The sequence below is a fragment of the Pseudomonas sp. JY-Q genome (genome assembly GCF_001655295.1).
Classification (GTDB): Bacteria; Pseudomonadota; Gammaproteobacteria; order Pseudomonadales; family Pseudomonadaceae; genus Aquipseudomonas; species Aquipseudomonas alloputida.
The window spans coordinates 2,651,702-2,670,004 of sequence record NZ_CP011525.1 but is presented as its reverse complement, the minus strand read 5'-3'; the positions used below and the strand labels follow the sequence as shown (position 1 = coordinate 2,670,004).

The window sequence follows — 18,303 nt, the reverse complement described above, 5'->3', positions numbered from 1 at the left end:
CTATTCTGTGGCCACATCCCCTGCGCCGCACCGGCCGGTGCGGTTCAAGGCATGGGGAGAGAACAACAAGTCGAGATCGTCCATGTCGAACCATTCGTACTTCGCCCCCCACGGTGGGCACCCGGCTCAAACCGAGCTGCTGACTGACCGTGCCATGTTCACCGAAGCCTATGCCGTCATCCCTAAAGGCGTGATGCGTGACATCGTCACCAGCCACCTGCCCTTTTGGGACAAGATGCGCATGTGGGTCATCGCCCGCCCGCTGACCGGTTTTGCCGAAACGTTCTCCCAGTACATCGTCGAACTGGCCCCGGAAGGCGGCAGCGAGCGCCCTGAGCTGGACGCCGATGCGGAAGCCGTGGTGTTCATCGTCGAAGGCGAACTGGACATCACCGTCGAAGGCAAACACCACACCCTGGTTCCTGGCGGCTACGCCTTCCTGGCCCCGGGCGCCGAGTGGAGCCTGCGTAACAACAGCAAGTCCAACGTCACCTTCCACTGGCTGCGCAAGCACTACCAGAAGGTTGAAGGCCTGGACGTACCGGAATCCTTCGTCACCCACCGCGACAACGCCACCGTCATCGAGATGCCGGGCACCGAAGGCCGCTGGAAAACCACCCGCTTTGTCGACATGGCCGACATGCGCCACGACATGCACGTGAACATCGTCACCTTCCAGCCCGGCGGTGTGATTCCGTTCGCAGAAACCCACGTGATGGAACACGGCCTGTACGTGCTGGAAGGCAAGGCAGTTTACCGCCTGAACCAGGACTGGGTCGAAGTGGAAGCCGGCGACTTCATGTGGCTGCGTGCCTTCTGCCCGCAAGCCTGCTACGCCGGCGGCCCAGGCAACTTCAGCTACCTGCTGTACAAGGACGTGAACCGTCACGTACACCTGACGCTGAACCCTAAGCGCTAAGCCCAGGCTGATGCCCGCAAGCCCGCCAACCTGGCGGGCTTTCTGTTTGCCGCGCATACTGAAATACCCACCCCTGCAGGGTACCGGCCATGAACCGCTGCCTGCTGCTCGCGGCCTTGCTGCTGTGCGCCTCTGCCCTGGCCGCCGATGACTGGCACCTGGCCTACGACCGCGAAGGCATTCGCGTGTACCTGAAAGATGCAGGCGACTCGCCCTACCAGCAATTTCGTGGTGTCAGCACCATGAAAGCCAGCCTGCGCACGCTCACTGACCTGCAGGATAACCTGCGGGTGGCCTGCAAGTGGCTGTACGCCTGTGACCAGATGCGGCTGCTGGATGTGGAGGATGACAACACCTGGGTGTACCTGACCACTCAGCTGCCTTGGCCGGCGAGGCCACGGGACATTGTGCTGAAAGTGACCAGCGAACGCCTGGTCGACGGTACCCTGGTGCGCCACCTGAGCGCCGATCCCGACAGGATCCCCAGGGTTGACGGCCTGATCCGGGTAGAGCACCTGAGTGGCGTGTGGCAGATGAGACCGCTGGGTGACCGGGTGACCGAGGTGACCTACCAGTTGCAGGCCGCCCCTGCCGGGGATGTGCCGGGGTGGCTGGCCAACCGGTTTGTGGTGGATACACCGGTGGTGACGTTGCGAACGTTGCGAGCGGTGGCTGAGCGCCAACCTTGAAGTGCCGCCAGGCCGCAGACCGACTGCAGCAGGGCCAGCAGCTTTTTATGCAATACCCCTCTCTGGCTCAGCGGTCACATCTTGTAGGTCGACAGCAGGATGCTGGTCTCGGTGTTCTCGATATGCGGGATCGAGCGGATGGTGTTCAGCGCCCGGTCGAACGCTTCGAGGGTGTCGGCGCGCAGCTCTGCCATCAAGTCCCAGCGGCCATTGGTGGTGTGGATGGCCACCACATTGGGATGCCCGCGCAGCGCGTGCTTGACCTCTGCGGCATGGTGGCCGCTGATGCCGATGCTGGTGATTGCCCGCACCCCCTGGTCCAGCGCATCGGAGCGCAGACGCACCGTATAACCGATGATCACACCCTGCTCTTCAAGCCGGGTGATGCGGTTATGCACCGTTGCCCTGGCCACCTTCAGCTTCTTCGCCAGGGTCAGCACCGGGGTACGTGCGTTGTCCCGCAACAGTGCAATCAGTTCCCGATCGATCGTGTCCATAAGCCTGCCAAATAATCAGATTGCTACGTTGGGTTGGCAGATTGTCCAGAAGCCTGACGAAACTGACAACCTGTATGCTTCCGATTGGCGCAACCTGTCATCAAAATGTTCATGCGGCTTCACTTCGATAATCTCAAGCGCTTACCCCGCACTGCTGGGCAAGCGCACAATAAAAAGGTGCAAGAGCATGACGTATTTCATTGATGTTCCAACCATGTCGGACTTGGTGCATGACATTGGCGTAGCGCCGTTTATTGGCGAGCTTGCCGCTGCCCTGCGGGACGATTTCAAACGCTGGCAGGCGTTTGACAAGTCCGCGCGCGTTGCCAGCCACTCGGAAGTGGGCGTGATCGAACTGATGCCGGTCGCCGACAAAAGCCGCTATGCCTTCAAATACGTCAACGGCCACCCGGCCAATACTGCACGCAACCTGCATACGGTGATGGCCTTCGGTGTACTGGCCGATGTCGACTCCGGTTACCCGGTGCTGCTGTCCGAACTGACCATCGCCACCGCCCTGCGCACCGCAGCGACTTCGCTGATGGCAGCCCAGGCACTGGCCCGCCCGAACGCGCGCAAGATGGCGCTGATCGGCAACGGCGCGCAAAGCGAATTCCAGGCCCTGGCCTTCCACAAGCACCTGGGCATCGAAGAAATCGTCGCCTACGACACCGACCCGCTGGCCACCGCCAAGCTTATCGCCAACCTCAAGGAATACAGCGGCTTGACCATCCGCCGGGCCAGCTCGGTAGCCGAGGCAGTGAAAGGCGTGGACATCATCACCACGGTAACGGCCGACAAGGCCTACGCCACCATCATTACCCCCGACATGCTGGAGCCCGGTATGCACCTGAACGCCGTGGGCGGTGACTGCCCAGGCAAAACCGAGCTGCACGCCGATGTGCTGCGCAACGCACGGGTGTTCGTCGAGTACGAGCCACAAACCCGTATCGAAGGTGAGATCCAGCAGCTGCCGGCGGACTTTCCGGTGGTCGACCTGTGGCGCGTGCTGCGCGGTGAAACCGAGGGCCGCCAAAGCGACAGCCAGGTCACTGTGTTCGATTCGGTGGGCTTCGCCCTCGAAGACTACACCGTACTACGGTACGTACTACAGCAAGCCGAAAAGCGCGGGATGGGTGCCAAGATCGACCTGGTGCCGTGGGTTGAGGACGACCCGAAAGACCTGTTCAGCCACACCCGAGGCCGCGCTGGCAAAAGCCGCATCCGACGGGTTGCCTGACATTGAATCGGTTTAGTCGAACGTGTGGGAGCAGGCATGCCCGCTAAGCAGGCTGCACGGTGCATGGCACGGGCTTAGCCCGTGCTCGCCGGAAAAGCCCACAGTGATCGCACTGGCGTTGGGTCGTGTGCAAGCGCATTTCCCACTGACCGTCAGATCCCACCGCCCGCCAGCAACTGCGTCATCACCTCAGCCAACGCCTTGACCATCACATCCGCTGTCGGCCGGTGCACGATGACGATCTCATAGCTGTCGACCTCCGGCAGCCCTTGCCCGGCCCCCAGCACCCTGTGCTCGCCGGTGGCCGCCCTGGGTGGCAGCAGGCTGATACCCATGCCATCGGCGACCGCAGCCTGGATGCCACTGAGGCTGGAACTGGTAAAGCTGATGCGCCAGCGCCGCCCCATGCCTTCGATGGCGTTGATCATGTCCTCGCGGTACAGGCCGCGTGGCGGAAAGGTGACCAACGGGATCGGGTCCAGCTCGAAGGCAGGCGTGTGTGCGCTGTCGATCCACTGCAGACGCTCTGGCCAACAGGCCACGCCCTCACGGCTGTTGCGCCGCTGCTTGAGCAGCACCAGGTCAAGTTCGCCATTGTCATAGGCCTGGCTCAGGTCACGGCACAAGCCGCTGGTCACTTCGAGCTTCACCTGTGGGTGCAGCCGGCTGAATGCCGACAGCGCATTGGTGGTACGCCCGCCCACGAAGTCCTCGGGCACACCAAGCCGTACCGTGGTGCCCACCATCGCCCCGGCCAGGGCTTCAAGCATCTGATCGTTCAGGGCCAGCATGTGCCGGGCATAGCCGAGCAAGGTCTGCCCGGCGTCGGTCGGCAGCACATCACGGTTGCCTCGCACCAGCAGGCGGTGGCCAACCATATCTTCCAGGCGGCGCACTTTCTGGCTGATCGTCGACTGGGTCGAATGCAGCCGCGCGGCAGCGGTGGTGAAGCTGCCGCAGTCGGCCACCACGACAATGGCGCGCAGCAGGTCGAGGTCGAACAGAGCCCTATTCGATTTCACGCTGATAGACATCTAGATATTCAACGACTGAATGGCAAGTCTGCGTTCTATCACGGCTAGTCACCGAGGGCCACTCCTTCCCGCCGAGGATCGGCACCGCCTGACCAACCCTCGCCGCTGCGCTGGATGATCTGCATGCCGCTGGTCATGGTCATCGGTGTCACCTCATGGCCCCAGGCTGCCAACTGGCGGATCAGCGCCGGGCTGCTCAGCCCTGCTTCCACTTCGGTGCCGGCATTGCGGCTGCCGAAGTTGGGCAGGCCCGCGGCCTGTTGCGGGTCGAGCTGCCAATCCAGCAGGCCGACCAGTGCCTTGTTCACGTAACCGATGATTTGCGAACCACCCGGCGAACCGACGCTCGCGACAAACTCGCCCGTGGCACGCGAGAACACCAATGTCGGCGCCATGGCCGACAGCGGCCGTTTGCCCGGCTGCACCCGATTGGCCACAGGCTTGCCGTGCTCGTGGGGGATGAACGAGAAGTCGGTCAGCTGATTGTTGAGCAGGAAGCCCTTGACCATCAGGTGCGAGCCAAATGCGGCCTCCACCGAGGTGGTCATGGCCAGGGCCTGGCCGCTGTCATCCACCGCACTGAGGTGAGAGGTGGAGATGCGCAGTGGCGAGCGGTCGGGCGCAAGCGCCAAGTCCGCTCCTTGCGGCTGGCCCGGGCGGGCGTGCTTCATGCTGTGCTCGCCGATCAGCGCCGCGCGGCTGGCCAGATAAGCAGAATCGGTCAGGGCCTTGACCGGGACGGGCACGTAGTCGTTGTCGGCCAGGTACTGAGCGCGGTCGGCGTAGGCCAGGCGCTCGGCCTCGGCGATCAGGTGCACGGCCAAGGGCGGGGCTTCCAGGCGGGCCGGGAACGAGGTGACCAGCGGTCGCAGCGCTGCCAGGTCGCGTTGCGGCGCGGTGCGCTGCACGGCTTCGAGCAGGCCCAAGGTCTGCAGCACAGTCACCCCACCCGAGGAGGGTGGCGGCATGCCGCATATTTGCCAGGCCTTGTAGGGACCGCACAACGGCTCGCGCTCCTTGGCCTGGTACTGCTGCAAGTCCTGCAGCGACAGATACCCGGCATTGGCATGGCCACGCACCGTGGCGACGATGGCTTCGGCCATTTCACCGCTGTAGAACACCTCGGGCCCCTGTGCGGCGATCTGCTCCAAGGTATGGGCCAACTCAGGGTTGCGCAGGATCGTACCCACGGCCAACGGCCTACCCTGTTCATCCAGGAAGTAACGGGCCATTGCGGGTGAACGGGCAATGTAGGGGTCCCCGGCCAGTAGCGTGTGCAGGCGCTCGGAAACCGCGAAGCCGTTGCGTGCCAAGGCGATGGCCGGGGCGAACAGGTCGTGCCAGGGCAACTTGCCGTGCTGCTCGTGGGCCTGTTTCAGGGCACGCAGCACCCCGGGCACGCCCACCGAACGCCCACCGATCTGCGCCACCCGGAACGGCATGGGTGTGCCATCGGCTTGCAGGAACAGTTTTTCCGTCACCGCCGCAGGTGCTGCCTCACGCCCGTCGAATGCCTGCACGCGCTTGCCATCCCAGTACAGGATGAACGCCCCGCCACCGATCCCACTGGACTGCGGCTCGACCAGTGTCAGCACCATTTGCATGGCGATGGCGGCGTCAATCGCACTGCCGCCGGCACGCAACATCGCCCGCCCCGCTTCACTGGCCAGCGGGTTGGCTGCGGCAACCATGTGCCGGCTGGCGTGCACCGGCTGCAAACCGCTGCGGTAGCCGGAGGCCAGTTCCGGTGGCGTGGGCAATACCTGGTCGGCGCCGGCCCAGTTACTGGTAACCAGCAGGCACAGAGCGCCGATCAGCGGGGTGGGATATTTCATCGTCATGCATCCTGCCATCACCTATTCAGCGAAGCACTGTCGGTCATACACAGTCTCGACTTCAAGCCTTGGTGTAATTACCGGCAAGCCATTCGCTGACCAATGCAGCCCTCGCTCCCTGCATGAGTGCCAGGTTTGCGCAATGACGGATCAGGTCACTTCTTCGAACGGCAGCCCCACATAGTTCTCGGCAATGTTCACCAGCCCCGCCGGCGAGGTCAGGAAGTACTCGCGGTCAGCTTCCTGCATCTTCTGGTCCCAAGCGTCCTTGTGGCTACCGAAGTCATGCAGCAGTTGGGTCATGAACCAGCTGAAGCGCTCGCCCTTCCACACGCGGCGCAGGGCCAGCGGCGAGTATTGCGCAAGCAGGTCGACGCGCCCTTCGTGGTACACCTTGACCAGAATGCGGTACAGGTAGTTGACGTCCGAGGCCGCCAGGTTAAGGCCTTTGGCACCCGTAGGGGGGACGATGTGCGCCGCGTCACCCACCAGGAACAGGTGACCATACTGCATGGGTTCGACCACCAGGCTACGCAGTGGCGCAATGCTTTTTTCCAACGCGGGGCCTGTGACCAGGTCCGCCGCCACCTCGGCGGGCAAACGGGCTTTCAGTTCGTCCCAGAAACGCTCGTCAGACCACTCCTCGACCCGATCCTGCAAAGGTACCTGCAGGTAGTAGCGGCTGCGTGTTTGCGAGCGTTGGCTACACAACGCGAAACCGCGCACATGGTGGGCGTAGATCAGCTCGTGATTGACCGGCGGTGTGTCCGACAGCAGGCCCAACCAGCCAAACGGGTAAACCCGTTCATACTGCTTCAGCACGCCCTCCGGGATGCTCTGCCGCGAGATGCCGCGAGATGCCGTGGAAGCCGTCGCAGCCGGCGATATAGTCGCAGTCAACCCGCTGCACCCGGCCATCCTTTTCGAACGTCAGGTAGGGCTTCTCGCCTTTCAATTCATGCGGCTGAACGTTGGCGGCTGAATAGATGATCGGCGCACCACTGGCTTCACGGGCCCGCATCAGGTCACGGGTGACCTCGGTCTGGCCGTAGACCATCACCGTCTTGCCACCGGTCAGCGCCTTGAGGTCCAGGCGTTGACGGCGCCCGCCAACCAGCAGCTCGACCCCCTCGTGCACCAGGCCTTCACGGTCCATGCGCTCGGCCACGCCGGCCTCGCGCAGCAGGTCGACCGTGCCTTGCTCCAGCACCCCGGCGCGGATGCGGCCTAGTACGTACTCGGCGGTCTGGCGTTCGACGATGATGTTATCGATACCGGCCTTGTGCAGCAGCTGGCCCAGCAGCAGGCCAGACGGACCTGCACCAATAATTGCAACCTGAGTTTTCATTGTTGTTGTCTCTGTTCGGACGATACCGGCCTGGGACTGGCAGCGGGGCGGCATCTGCTGTTAGGGTTTGCCATTGCATTTTTACTGGCAGAAAACGCCGTTTAAGTGTGCTATTCCATAAAAAACCTGCACTTTTACGAAAAGCGTTCGATTAACGGACAGGCCAACCCAGATGAAATCCACCCTCCCCGGCGTCCCGTTGTTCAAGCTGTATGGCGAAAATCAGGCCTGGCCCGGCACCGACCTGCTGCACTGCGAGTCGATCCCGGCACGCAGCCGCCTGCATCACTGGGAGATCAAGCCGCACCAGCATGCCGAGCTGTTCCAGCTGCTGTATGTACAGCGTGGCCAGGCCCAGGTGGAGATCGAGGGCGTGCGCAGTGCCATCGGCGAAGCGGCGATCCAGGTCGTACCACCGATGACCGTGCATGGTTTTCGCTTCAGCGCCGATATCCAGGGCTATGTCCTGACCTTTGGTACTGCCCTTGTAGCGAACCTGGAACAGCGCCTGGGCGCGCCACTGACGGTGCTGGCACAGCCTGCGTGTTATCCGTTGGGCCATGACCGCGTGCACCTGCGCAGCCTGGTCGACACCTTGCAGCGGGAGTACCAAGGCAATGCCCCGGCACGCGCCGCGATGCTGGAAGCGTTGGTGACCGCGCTGATGGTGTGGATCAGCCGCCGTCAGCAGCAAGGGCAGGCACCGCGTAACCGTGATGAACGTGACCGCCTGTTGCTGGGGCAATACTTGCGCTTGGTCGAAGCGCATTACCGCGAGCATCTGTCGGTTGAAGACTTTGCCGCGCGGCTGAATATTCCGAGTTTGCAACTGAACCAGCTGTGCCGGGCACTGAGCGGTCAGACTGCATTGCAGGTGGTGCACCAGCGGTTGTTGCTGGAGGCGCGACGCAACCTTATTTACACGCGGATGAGCATTGGGCAGTTGTCGGATAGCCTGGGGTTTACCGACCCGACCTACTTCGCCCGGTGGTTCAAGCGCTTGAGTGGGCAAACGCCCAATGCGTATCGCAGATCAGGGTTGTCGGAATAATCCTTGGCGGCCTCTTCTTGACGTATACGTCAACCTGCCCTCAGGATATCCGCATACCCCACGCCGAGCCCGAGCATGAGCACTCAGACCTACAGCATCTCCGACCTGTCCCGCGAACTGGACATCACCACCCGCGCTATCCGCTTCTACGAAGAACAGGGCCTGCTCAGCCCTGAGCGTCGTGGCCTGGAACGTATCTACTCACCGCGCGACAAGGTCAGCCTGAAGCTCATCCTGCGCGGCAAGCGCATTGGCTTTTCCCTGGCCGAGTGCCGCGAGTTGATCGAACTGTACGACCCCACCAGCGGCAACCTCAAACAGCTCAACAGCATGCTGGCGAAGATTGCCGAGCGCCGCGCCCAGCTGGAGCAGCAGATGCTGGACATTCACCAGATGCAACTGGAACTGGACACCGCCCAGGAGCGCTGCGAACAAGCCCTGGCCGCCACCCTGAACAACAAAGACAACCGCTGAACGCCACAGGAAACCCGCCATGTCCTTGCCCAAACACGTCCGCCTGGTCGAAGTCGGCCCCCGCGACGGCCTGCAGAACGAAGCCCAGCCCATCAGCGTCGCCGACAAGGTACGCCTGGTCAACGACCTCACCGAAGCGGGCCTGGCCTATATAGAAGTGGGCAGTTTCGTGTCCCCCAAGTGGGTGCCACAGATGGCCGGCTCTGCCGAGGTATTCGCCGGCATCCAGCAGCGCCCCGGTGTGACGTATGCCGCACTGGCGCCGAACCTGCGCGGTTTCGAGGACGCCCTGGCTGCCGGGGTCAAGGAAGTAGCGGTGTTCGCTGCCGCCTCCGAAGCGTTCTCGCAACGCAACATCAATTGTTCGATCAGCGAAAGCCTCAAGCGCTTCGAACCCATCATGGACGCTGCGCGCAGCCACGGCGTGCGCGTGCGCGGGTATGTGTCATGTGTGCTTGGCTGCCCTTACGAGGGCAAGGTCAGCGCCGAGCAGGTGGCCCCGGTGGCCCGCGCCCTGCACGACATGGGCTGCTACGAGGTCTCGCTGGGTGACACCATTGGCACCGGCACCGCAGGCGACACCCGACGCCTGTTCGAGGTGGTGTCGGCCCAGGTACCGCGCGAGCAGTTGGCCGGACACTTCCATGACACTTACGGCCAGGCCTTGGCCAACGTCTATGCCAGCCTGCTCGAGGGCATCAGCGTATTCGACAGCTCGGTAGCCGGGCTGGGCGGCTGCCCTTACGCCAAGGGTGCTACCGGCAATATCGCCAGTGAAGACGTTGTGTACCTGCTGCAGGGGCTTGGCATTGAAACCGGCATCGACCTGGGCCGGCTGATAGCCGCCGGCCAGCGCATCAGCGGCGTGCTGGGCCGCGACAACGGGTCGCGGGTAGCACGGGCGTGCAGCGCACAATAGGTCACACCGGTGTCACATTGGTGTGGGTGAAGTGTTACCTCCCGCACATTTCACAGCAAAAAATCGGGTAACAGGGAAACAAATCGGCAGAATTTCAGGCTGGGCGGTGTCGACCAAAATTCTTAAATCATTGATTTTAAAGGGTTTTTAAAAGTTGGCACGCACCCTGCTATATCTCTGGTACAAGAACAAAAAAAACGCGATACCCAATAAAAACAACAGGTAACGGCTCTGACATAACAAGAACAACACGGCAGAGGCGTAGCAAGCAGATTTTTTTGGAGTCGACACGCTTTTCAGGGGTTCGCCCCGCGGTCTGGCACAGAACAATAAAACTACCTCAAGGTAGCGGCAGCCAGGTTCGGATCAGCAATGATGAAAGCAGGTCAGCGCTCAAAAAAATACGTTTGCTCTTGACCCCGCATGGGGGTCGCCCGCAACACCAGGACAAGCCGACAAAAACAACAAAAGGCCGGTCCCAATAATAAAAAAAGAGCAGGCAACAACGCTTTGAGGGGAGCTTCGGCTCCCCTCAGTGCTTCCTGCCCTCTTCCTCCTTCTGCTTCTCCTCATCTTGTCCTTCGACCTTCTCCACCAGCAACGGCATCGTGCCCAGTACCAGCAGGGCCAGTACCGTGCTGATCAGCGCCGTGGCTTCGCGCCCCATGCCAGCCGCCGTGCCAATGGCAGCCGTCATCCATAGCCCGGCAGCGGTCGTCAGGCCCTTCACATGGCTGGTGTCCTGGCCGTTACCCTTCAGAATGGTACCCGCACCGAGAAAACCGATACCGGCAACGATGCCCTGGATCACCCGACTGAGTGCCTGTTCATCGGCCCCCGCCATACTGGGCGCCAGCACGAACAGGGCGGCCCCCAGCGACACCAGCATGTGGGTACGCACCCCGGCAGACTTGCCCTTGTGTTCGCGCTCGAAGCCCAGTACTGCGCCGAGCACAGCAGCCATCAGCAAGCGCACAAGGATTTGCGTGACCTCGCGCTCATCGGTGACATCGGCGAATTCCGCCTGGATTGCTTGCCAGATGACGTCCATCGCAGTTGTGTCCCCTGCTTGAGCTTCATGAATCCGCCCGCCACGTCAGCAGGCCTGCCCTCTGCAAGGTTGACCGTCACACGTACTGCAAAGTGCCGCTCAGCTTGCTGATGCAGCAACTGGCCCCTGACCGCGGTCCACCCTGTAATCACCCCGGGAGGACCCCACCATGCCCATTGAAATCGACGAAACCACCCGCCGCTGCACACTGATCGGCGAAGGCCTGCGCATCGAGGGCGAAGGCCCGGATATCGAGATCATCACCGACGAACAGTTGCGTATGTCGGTGGCCATACTGGCCGGCCAACGCGTGCCCATTACCGAAACCGAGGCCGATGCACTGACCGTGGCGGGTGCGGTGGATAGCCGCAGGCATCTGAAGGCCAGCGCGCCAGGCTCGGTGATATGAGGCTTGGCGGGGCCATGCGGCAAATCTGATATGGTTTTTATCGTAAAATCTGAACCTGTGCTGATAACAGCTTCAGCGCCATAGTGCTCATGCCTGATCGAGGCCTGATGAGCACCGAACCATGAACGATAGAATCCCTTTTACAGAGATCGCCACCGCCCCAGCCAACATCCAAGCGCGACGCACCGACAGCGGCATCCAGACCCGCAGCTTTACCGGGCTTTACCGTAACCTGCGCATCGGCTTTGCCGGCGCCCTGTTCGTACTGTTCTTCGGCACGGCCTGGCTGAACTGGAACGGCCGCCAGGCCGTACTGTGGGACCTGGGAAACAGCAAGTTCCACATCTTCGGCGCCACCTTCTGGCCACAGGACTTCATCCTGCTGTCGGCGTTGCTGATCATCTGTGCCTTTGGCCTGTTCGCCATCACCGTCTACGCCGGGCGCGTCTGGTGCGGTTACAGTTGCCCACAAAGCACCTGGACCTGGCTATTCATGTGGTGCGAAAAGGTTACCGAGGGGGACCGCAACCAGCGCATCAAGCTGGCCGCGGCGCCCTGGAGCCTGAACAAACTGGCCCGTCGCACGCTCAAACACAGCCTGTGGTTGGCCATTGGCGTGCTCACGGGGCTGACCTTCGTCGGCTACTTCACCCCGATCCGGCCACTGGCCGCAGAATTGCTCACCTTGCAACTGGGCGGTGTGGCACTGTTCTGGGTGCTGTTCTTCACGGCCGCTACCTACATCAATGCCGGCCTGCTGCGTGAAGCGGTGTGCCTGCACATGTGCCCGTATGCGCGCTTCCAGAGCGTGATGTTCGACAAGGACACCCTGGCGGTCGCTTACGACCCGCGTCGTGGCGAGGCCCGTGGTCCGCGCAAGAAAGGCAGTGATGTCGGTGCCCAGGGACTGGGTGACTGCATCGATTGCACCCTGTGCGTGCAGGTGTGCCCCACCGGCATCGACATCCGTGATGGCTTGCAGATGGCTTGCATCGGCTGTGCCGCGTGCATCGACGCCTGTGACGGGGTAATGGACAAGATGGGTTACGCCCGCGGCCTGATTGGCTACAAGTCCGAGCACAGCCTGCAAGGCGGTACCACGCACTGGCTGCGCCCGCGCCTGTTGGGCTACGCTGCCGCACTGCTGGTCATGATCGGGGCACTGGTGGTGGCCCTGCAGATGCGCCCGATGGTATCGCTGGATGTGATCAAGGACCGCGGCCTGTTCCGTGAAAACGCCCAAGGCCAGATCGAGAACATTTACCTGCTCAAGGTCATCAACAAGACCGAACGTACCCAGCACTATCAATTGCGCCTGCTGGACGCTGACGGTTTCACCCTGCAGGGCAGTAGCGCACTGGTCATCCCAGCTGGCGAAATGAGCGAACTGCCGGTGTCGGTGGCAATGCTCGCCGAGCGCCCGACCAGCAGCTCGCAGACGCTGAGCTTTGAAATCAGCGAGCGTGACGACCCCGCTATCCGCAGCGTGGCGCACAGTCGCTTCGTCGCCCCCATGAACCGCTGATCCCTTACACTCACGCCACCTTGCCTGCCAGGCTGGACAGAAGGCCAGAATGAAACGCTACGAACGCTTCGCCGATGACATTGCCGAACTGATCCGCTCCGGGGTGCTGGGCCCCGGCCAGCGCGTGCCGTCCGTACGCTACGCCAGCCAGACCCACGGGGTCAGCCCGTCTACCGTGTTCCAGGCCTATTACCTGCTGGAACGCCGCGGGCTGATCCGCGCCCGGCCGCGCTCCGGGTATTTCGTCAACGCCCACGTTCCGCGTCAGTTCTGCGAGCCGCAAGCGCTGCAGCCGGTGAGCGAGTCTACCGATGTCGACGTCAGCGCCTTGGTATTTTCGATCCTCGACTCGATCAAGGACCCCAACACCATTGCCTTCGGCTCAGCCTTTCCCAGCCCTGAGCTGTTCCCGCTGCAACGCCTGTCGCGCTCACTGGCCAGTGCCAGCCGCAGCATGGACCCGCGCATGGTGGTGACCGATCTGTCCCCCGGCAACCCGCAGCTGCGCCGGCAGATCGCCCTGCGCTACATGGTCGGTGGGCTGATGCTGCCGATGGAAGAGCTGCTGATCACCAACGGCGCACTGGAGGCCCTGAACCTGTGCCTGCAGGCCGTGACCCAGCCGGGCGACCTGGTCGCCATCGAGGCCCCGGCCTTCTATGCCTGCCTGCAGGTGCTGGAGCGGCTCAAGCTCAAGGCCGTGGAAATCCCCGTGCACCCGCGCGAGGGCATGGACCTGGGGGTGCTGGCGCAGACCCTGGAAAAGCACCCGGTAAAGGCCGTGTGGTGCATGACCAATTTCCAGAACCCGGTGGGTGCAAGCATGCCGGAGGCCAAGAAACAGGCCCTGGTGGAGTTGCTGGCGCGCCATCAGGTGCCGTTGATCGAAGACGATGTATACGCCGAGCTGTACTACTCGCAACAGGCGCCCAAACCCGCCAAGGCCTTCGACACTCAGGGCCTGGTCATGCACTGCGGCTCGTTCGCCAAAAGCCTGGCACCGGGCTATCGCATTGGCTGGGTGGCCGCCGGGCGCTTTGCGCAGAAGATCGAGCGGTTGAAACTGATGACCTCCCTGTGTGCCTCCATGCCGGCTCAGGCGGCCATCGCCGACTACCTGCAACACGGCGGCTACGACCGCCACCTGCGCAAGCTGCGCTACGCGCTGGAGGGCCAGCAGGCCAACATGCTGGCAGCCATCGCCCGCCACTTCCCGGCGCAGACACGGGTCAGCCAGCCCTCCGGCGGCTACTTCCTGTGGCTGGAACTGCCCGAGCAGATGGACGCCCTCAAGCTGTTCCACATGGCCCTGGCCCAAGGCATCAGCATCGCCCCTGGGCCGATCTTTTCGCCCACCCGACGCTTTGGCAATTGCATCCGCCTGAACTACGGCAGCCCCTGGCATGACGGCGCCGAACAGGCCATGGAAACCCTCGGGCGGATCATTCGCTCGTTCTGATAGCGAGGGGCCCGAGGGGCGACTATAGTTGCTCGATCCGATCATCAGGCCTTCGTCATGCAGCCAGATACGCTTGCGTCCTTTGCCCAATTGCAAGCGCGTGTCGCAGAACTGGAAGCACGGCTGGCAGAGCGCGAAGACAGCGTCCAGGCGCATGACAGGCTGCTTGGAGAACTGCTCGACAACAGCCCAGCCAACGTGTTTGCTGCCGACCGCAGGATGCGCCTGTTGGCCATCAATCGCACGGCGCGCGAAACCTTCGAACGTTACCGAGGCTTCGTGCCGCAGATTGGCGACTACGTACCCCAGTTCCTGACCGATCAACCCGACATCATGGGCCGCCTGGCCCCGATATGGCCGCGCATACTGGCAGGGGAAGCGTTCATCGACACCGTCACCTTCGGGCTGGACGACGCACCACGCCACTACGAAATTCGCTACCACCCGTGGCTCGATGCTCAGCAGCGAATTCAGGGCGGCTACCTGTTCGCCTATGACATCACGCAGCGCGTGACCGAACAGGAACGCCTGCAGCAGGCCGAAGAAGCACTGCGCCAGGCGCAGAAGATGGAGGCGGTCGGCCAGTTGACCGGCGGGATTGCCCATGATTTCAACAACCTGCTGGCCAGCATCCTTGGCGCCCTGGAACTGGCCGGGCAACGTCTGGTGCAGCAACGCCTGGCGGACACCGCGCAGCTGCTTGAACTCAGCCGGCACAACGCCCAACGCGCCGCAGCCTTGGTGCAGCGCTTGCTGGCATTCTCACGGCAGCAGACGCTGGTCCCGCAACGGGTCGATGTGCAGCAACTGGTGGCAGGTATGCACGACCTGATCAGCAGCTCCACCGGCCCCTATGTCGACTACCACGACCAGACACATGCCGGACTATGGCCTATCCGAATAGACGCACAGCAACTGGAAAACGCGCTGCTCAACCTGTGCATCAACGCCCGTGACGCCATGCCGCTTGGCGGCACCTTGAGCATCGGTTGCGCCAATGTCGACGTGCAAGGCGCCGAAGCCAGACAGCGGGGCCTGGCCACTGGCCAGTTTCTGCGTATCCGCGTTGAAGACACCGGCATGGGCATGTCCAAAGCAGTGATGCAGCGCGCCCTAGAGCCCTTCTTCACCACCAAGCCGCTCGGCCAGGGCACTGGCCTTGGGCTGTCGATGGTCTACGGCTTTGTGCGGCAATCCGGTGGCCAGCTGGTCATCGATAGCACGCCTGGCCAGGGTACGGCCATCAACCTGTATCTCCCCTGCGATGAAAGCATCGCCGCCGCTTCACCCAGCCCCCACGTCGAGGGGCCTGCGCCTGCGGCCTCGCTTCAGCAGCGCGCGTGCAGGGTGATGCTGGTGGAAGACGAGCCGGCCCTGCGCCTGGTCATGCTGGAGGTATTGATAGATCAGGGCCATGAAGTTCAGGCATTCGAAGATGGCCGGCAGGCATACAAGGCCTTGCGGGAAGCCCCTGCACCGGACTTGCTGATCACCGATGTCGGCCTGCCTGGGGGTATCGATGGCTACCAACTCGCGGACGCCTGTCGAAGTATTGCCCCCCATGCAGCGGTGCTGCTGATCACAGGCTATGACCTTGCGCACAGTACGGCAAAAGTGCGGCCCGACCGGTGCACCGAACTGCTGGCCAAGCCATTCGATCTTCAAGCACTTGCCCAGGCGCTTGAACGGCTGCTGGGGAGCACCGCCCAGTCACCCTGAGTGGCTATTCGCCTGCAGGTGAACACGTTAAAGTCAGGACTTTTCATTGGCCGGACGCAGGCATGCCTTCTCGTGATCTGAACTCACTGCGCCAACAAGTCGAAGACCTCCAGCGACAGAACACACTGCTGGAGCAACGGCTTGCAAGCCACCAGGCGCACGACCAGGACTTCTATCGCTCACTGTTCGACACCATGGACGAAGGCTTCTGCATCATCGAGTTCTTCGATGGCCCCCATGGCCCCCTGAGTGACTACGTGCACGTGCTGGCCAACGCAGCCTATGCCAAACACGCCGGCATCCCCAACGTGGTCGGGCAAAAACTGCGCGAGATGGTGCCCGATGAGGCGGATGACTGGGTGGCCCGCTATGGCGCGGTGCTTCGCACCGGCGAACCGCTGCACTTCGAGCAGGAACTGATTGCCACGGGCCACGTGCTGTCGGTGACCACTTTTCGCATAGAACCTGCCGAGAAACGCCAGGTAGCGGTACTGTTCAAGGATGTCACCGAACGCCGGCGTGCAGAGCAGGCCCTGCAGCGCCTGAACGAAGAGCTCGAACAACGGGTGAATGCCGCACTGGCGGAGCGACGCTTGTTTGCCGAGCTGGTCGATCACAGTGTGGTCAATGTGCATGTGATCGACAAGGACCTGCGCTGGCTGGCTGTCAATCGCCAGGCCAGGCATGACTTCCACCTGCTGTACGGGAGGACACCCGAAATCGGCGACTACCTGCCCGGGTTGTTCGAGGATGGCACCGCCGGCCAGACGCCTGTTCTGCCGATGTGGCAGCGCGCCCTGGCAGGCGAGCAGTTCATCGAGATCGGCACCTTCGGCAAGCCCCCCGCGCTGCGCCATTATGAGTTGCGCTTCAACGCCTTGCGCGACCCAGAAGGCGAGGTACATGGCGCGTTTCTGTTCGCCTATGACATCAGTGAGCGAGTACAGGAGCAGGAACGCTTGGCCAAGGCCGAAGCGGCGTTGCGCCAGGCACAGAAGATGGAAGCCGTAGGCCAGCTCAGTGGCGGCATAGCCCACGACTTCAACAACTTGCTGGGCGGCATCCTGGGCGCCCAGGAGCTGATGCGGCAACGCCTTGAGCAGTCACGCTTCGACGCCCTGGCGCCCTTGCTGGAGCTGTCCAGCAGCGCGGCGCAGCGGGCCTCTTCGCTGGTGCACCGGCTGCTGGCCTTCTCCCGCCAGCAGACCCTGCAACCCTGCTCCACGCAAGTGGCCACCTTGGTGGCCGGCATGGAAGACCTGCTGCGCCGCACCATCGGCCCGGCGATTACCTTGAGCAGCCGCTTTGCCAGCCAGCTGTGGCCGACCTTCATCGACCCTCCCCAACTGGAAAGCGCCTTGCTCAACTTATGCATCAACGCGCGCGATGCCATGCCTGCCGGTGGTGTGATCGAGATCATTGGCGACAACCTGCAGCTTGACGACGAGCAGGCCATGGCACTGGAACTGCCGGCCAGCGAGTTCGTGCGGCTGAGCATCGTCGACAACGGTAGCGGCATGTCGGCTGAAGTTGTCGAGCGCGCAGTCGAGCCGTTCTTCACCACCAAGCCGATGGGCCAGGGCACCGGCCTGGGTCTGTCCATGACCTATGGCTTCGTGCGCCAGTCGGGTGGGCAATTACGGGTGCTGTCGGTGCCTGGCGAGGGTACCCGTATCGAGCTGCTGTTACCCCGCCACCACGAGCAAGCCCAGGCGCCAATCAGCAAACCTCCGCGCACGCTCTTGCAAAGAAGCAGCGAGACTGCAAAACGCATTCTGTTGGTTGAAGATCAGACGGCCTTGCGCCTGGTGATTGGCGAAGTGTTGGAAGAGCTGGGCTATCGGGTGGACGCCTTCGAGAACGGTCCGTCTGCCCTCACCCACCTGCAAAGCGGCGAACGGCCAGACTTGCTGCTGAGCGATGTCGGCCTGCCTGGCGGCCTGAATGGCCGCCAGGTAGCCGAACGCTGCCGTGAGCGCTACCCGGACCTCAAGGTGCTGTTGATCACCGGTTACGATGAGAGCGCGGCGCTCAGCGACGGCCAACCGCTGCAAGGTACGTTGGTGTTGACCAAGCCGTTCGAACTGGAAGCACTGGCAGAGCGGGTTCGCGAGCTGCTGGAACCTTGACGGGC

15 protein-coding genes and 1 pseudogene are annotated in these 18,303 nt (G+C 62.6%); 11 read left to right on the top strand and 5 right to left on the bottom strand.

Annotation, left to right across the window (positions count from 1 at the left end; genetic code table 11):
- Positions 1-82 precede the first annotated feature (82 nt).
- Positions 83-919, top strand: a complete 837-nt coding sequence (locus AA098_RS12120; protein ID WP_003247865.1) for a bifunctional allantoicase/(S)-ureidoglycine aminohydrolase — start codon at positions 83-85, stop codon at positions 917-919.
- Positions 920-1,008: 89 nt separating this feature from the next.
- The gene (locus AA098_RS12115) at positions 1,009-1,608 is read left to right on the top strand and encodes an START domain-containing protein (RefSeq protein WP_064614259.1); all 600 of its coding nucleotides are present in this window, start codon (positions 1,009-1,011) and stop codon (positions 1,606-1,608) included.
- 74 nt (positions 1,609-1,682) lie between these two features.
- On the opposite strand, the gene AA098_RS12110 is transcribed toward AA098_RS12115, so the two are convergent.
- A complete protein-coding gene (locus AA098_RS12110) occupies positions 1,683-2,105 on the bottom strand; it encodes an Lrp/AsnC family transcriptional regulator (RefSeq protein WP_003247861.1) in 423 nt (140 codons plus the stop codon).
- Between the two features lie 187 nt (positions 2,106-2,292).
- On the opposite strand from AA098_RS12110, the gene AA098_RS12105 reads away from it, so the two are divergent.
- Positions 2,293-3,345 (top strand): ornithine cyclodeaminase, encoded by a 1,053-nt coding sequence (locus AA098_RS12105; protein WP_054889557.1) that lies wholly within the window; start codon positions 2,293-2,295, stop codon positions 3,343-3,345.
- 152 nt (positions 3,346-3,497) lie between these two features.
- On the opposite strand, the gene AA098_RS12100 is transcribed toward AA098_RS12105, so the two are convergent.
- The 3 genes and pseudogenes from AA098_RS12100 to pobA form a co-directional block, all read right to left on the bottom strand.
- A complete protein-coding gene (locus tag AA098_RS12100) occupies positions 3,498-4,379 on the bottom strand; it encodes a LysR substrate-binding domain-containing protein (RefSeq protein WP_003247855.1) in 882 nt (293 codons plus the stop codon).
- A 44-nt stretch (positions 4,380-4,423) separates the two neighbouring features.
- Positions 4,424-6,214, bottom strand: a complete 1,791-nt coding sequence (gene ggt / locus AA098_RS12095) for a gamma-glutamyltransferase (protein WP_064614258.1) — start codon at positions 6,212-6,214, stop codon at positions 4,424-4,426.
- A gap of 150 nt (positions 6,215-6,364) precedes the next feature.
- Positions 6,365-7,562, bottom strand: a pseudogene (pobA, locus tag AA098_RS12090) (4-hydroxybenzoate 3-monooxygenase).
- A 172-nt stretch (positions 7,563-7,734) separates the two neighbouring features.
- Here pobA and AA098_RS12085 point away from each other — a divergent pair.
- The 3 genes from AA098_RS12085 (at position 7,735) to AA098_RS12075 (ending at position 10,006) form a co-directional block, all read left to right on the top strand.
- Positions 7,735-8,613, top strand: a complete 879-nt coding sequence (locus AA098_RS12085; protein WP_003247849.1) for a helix-turn-helix domain-containing protein — start codon at positions 7,735-7,737, stop codon at positions 8,611-8,613.
- A gap of 75 nt (positions 8,614-8,688) precedes the next feature.
- Positions 8,689-9,087 carry a MerR family DNA-binding transcriptional regulator gene (locus AA098_RS12080; protein ID WP_003247847.1) on the top strand — a complete coding sequence of 133 codons (399 nt, stop codon included), beginning with the start codon at positions 8,689-8,691 and terminating at the stop codon, positions 9,085-9,087.
- 19 nt (positions 9,088-9,106) lie between these two features.
- A complete protein-coding gene (locus AA098_RS12075) occupies positions 9,107-10,006 on the top strand; it encodes a hydroxymethylglutaryl-CoA lyase (RefSeq protein ID WP_003247838.1) in 900 nt (299 codons plus the stop codon).
- Between the two features lie 532 nt (positions 10,007-10,538).
- On the opposite strand, the gene AA098_RS12070 is transcribed toward AA098_RS12075, so the two are convergent.
- Complete coding sequence (locus AA098_RS12070; RefSeq protein WP_003247836.1) at positions 10,539-11,057, bottom strand: MgtC/SapB family protein; 519 nt, start codon at positions 11,055-11,057, stop codon at positions 10,539-10,541.
- Positions 11,058-11,226: 169 nt separating this feature from the next.
- Between AA098_RS12070 and AA098_RS12065 the strand changes: the two genes are divergently transcribed.
- The 5 genes from AA098_RS12065 to AA098_RS12045 all read left to right on the top strand — a co-directional run bounded on the left by AA098_RS12065 (position 11,227) and on the right by AA098_RS12045 (position 18,298).
- Positions 11,227-11,466 (top strand): DUF3203 family protein, encoded by a 240-nt coding sequence (locus AA098_RS12065; RefSeq protein WP_003247835.1) that lies wholly within the window; start codon positions 11,227-11,229, stop codon positions 11,464-11,466.
- 121 nt (positions 11,467-11,587) lie between these two features.
- Positions 11,588-12,991, top strand: a complete 1,404-nt coding sequence (gene ccoG, locus AA098_RS12060; RefSeq protein ID WP_064614257.1) for a cytochrome c oxidase accessory protein CcoG — start codon at positions 11,588-11,590, stop codon at positions 12,989-12,991.
- 49 nt (positions 12,992-13,040) lie between these two features.
- On the top strand, positions 13,041-14,450 hold the full coding sequence (gene mapR / locus AA098_RS12055) for a GntR family transcriptional regulator MpaR (RefSeq protein WP_054889555.1): 1,410 nt from the start codon (positions 13,041-13,043) through the stop codon (positions 14,448-14,450).
- A 57-nt stretch (positions 14,451-14,507) separates the two neighbouring features.
- Positions 14,508-16,169, top strand: coding sequence for a PAS domain-containing sensor histidine kinase (locus tag AA098_RS12050; RefSeq protein WP_064614256.1), 1,662 nt, complete (start codon positions 14,508-14,510; stop codon positions 16,167-16,169).
- A 62-nt stretch (positions 16,170-16,231) separates the two neighbouring features.
- Positions 16,232-18,298: a PAS domain-containing protein gene (locus AA098_RS12045; protein WP_064614255.1), complete on the top strand. Its 2,067-nt coding sequence runs from the start codon at positions 16,232-16,234 to the stop codon at positions 18,296-18,298.
- Positions 18,299-18,303: the final 5 nt, after the last annotated feature.

Bases quoted from the DNA above. Each gene is read 5' to 3' on its own strand.
- AA098_RS12075 (WP_003247838.1), top strand. From the start codon at position 9,107: ATGTCCTTGCCCAAACACGTCCGCCTGGTCGAAGTCGGCCCCCGCGAC.
- ggt (WP_064614258.1), bottom strand. From the start codon at position 6,214: ATGAAATATCCCACCCCGCTGATCGGCGCTCTGTGCCTGCTGGTTACC.
- AA098_RS12070 (WP_003247836.1), bottom strand. From the start codon at position 11,057: ATGGACGTCATCTGGCAAGCAATCCAGGCGGAATTCGCCGATGTCACC.
- AA098_RS12080 (WP_003247847.1), top strand. From the start codon at position 8,689: ATGAGCACTCAGACCTACAGCATCTCCGACCTGTCCCGCGAACTGGAC.
- ccoG (WP_064614257.1), top strand. From the start codon at position 11,588: ATGAACGATAGAATCCCTTTTACAGAGATCGCCACCGCCCCAGCCAAC.
- AA098_RS12115 (WP_064614259.1), top strand. From the start codon at position 1,009: ATGAACCGCTGCCTGCTGCTCGCGGCCTTGCTGCTGTGCGCCTCTGCC.
- AA098_RS12110 (WP_003247861.1), bottom strand. From the start codon at position 2,105: ATGGACACGATCGATCGGGAACTGATTGCACTGTTGCGGGACAACGCA.
- AA098_RS12045 (WP_064614255.1), top strand. From the start codon at position 16,232: ATGCCTTCTCGTGATCTGAACTCACTGCGCCAACAAGTCGAAGACCTC.
- AA098_RS12085 (WP_003247849.1), top strand. From the start codon at position 7,735: ATGAAATCCACCCTCCCCGGCGTCCCGTTGTTCAAGCTGTATGGCGAA.
- AA098_RS12105 (WP_054889557.1), top strand. From the start codon at position 2,293: ATGACGTATTTCATTGATGTTCCAACCATGTCGGACTTGGTGCATGAC.
- AA098_RS12050 (WP_064614256.1), top strand. From the start codon at position 14,508: ATGCAGCCAGATACGCTTGCGTCCTTTGCCCAATTGCAAGCGCGTGTC.
- mapR (WP_054889555.1), top strand. From the start codon at position 13,041: ATGAAACGCTACGAACGCTTCGCCGATGACATTGCCGAACTGATCCGC.
- AA098_RS12100 (WP_003247855.1), bottom strand. From the start codon at position 4,379: ATGTCTATCAGCGTGAAATCGAATAGGGCTCTGTTCGACCTCGACCTG.
- AA098_RS12065 (WP_003247835.1), top strand. From the start codon at position 11,227: ATGCCCATTGAAATCGACGAAACCACCCGCCGCTGCACACTGATCGGC.
- AA098_RS12120 (WP_003247865.1), top strand. From the start codon at position 83: ATGTCGAACCATTCGTACTTCGCCCCCCACGGTGGGCACCCGGCTCAA.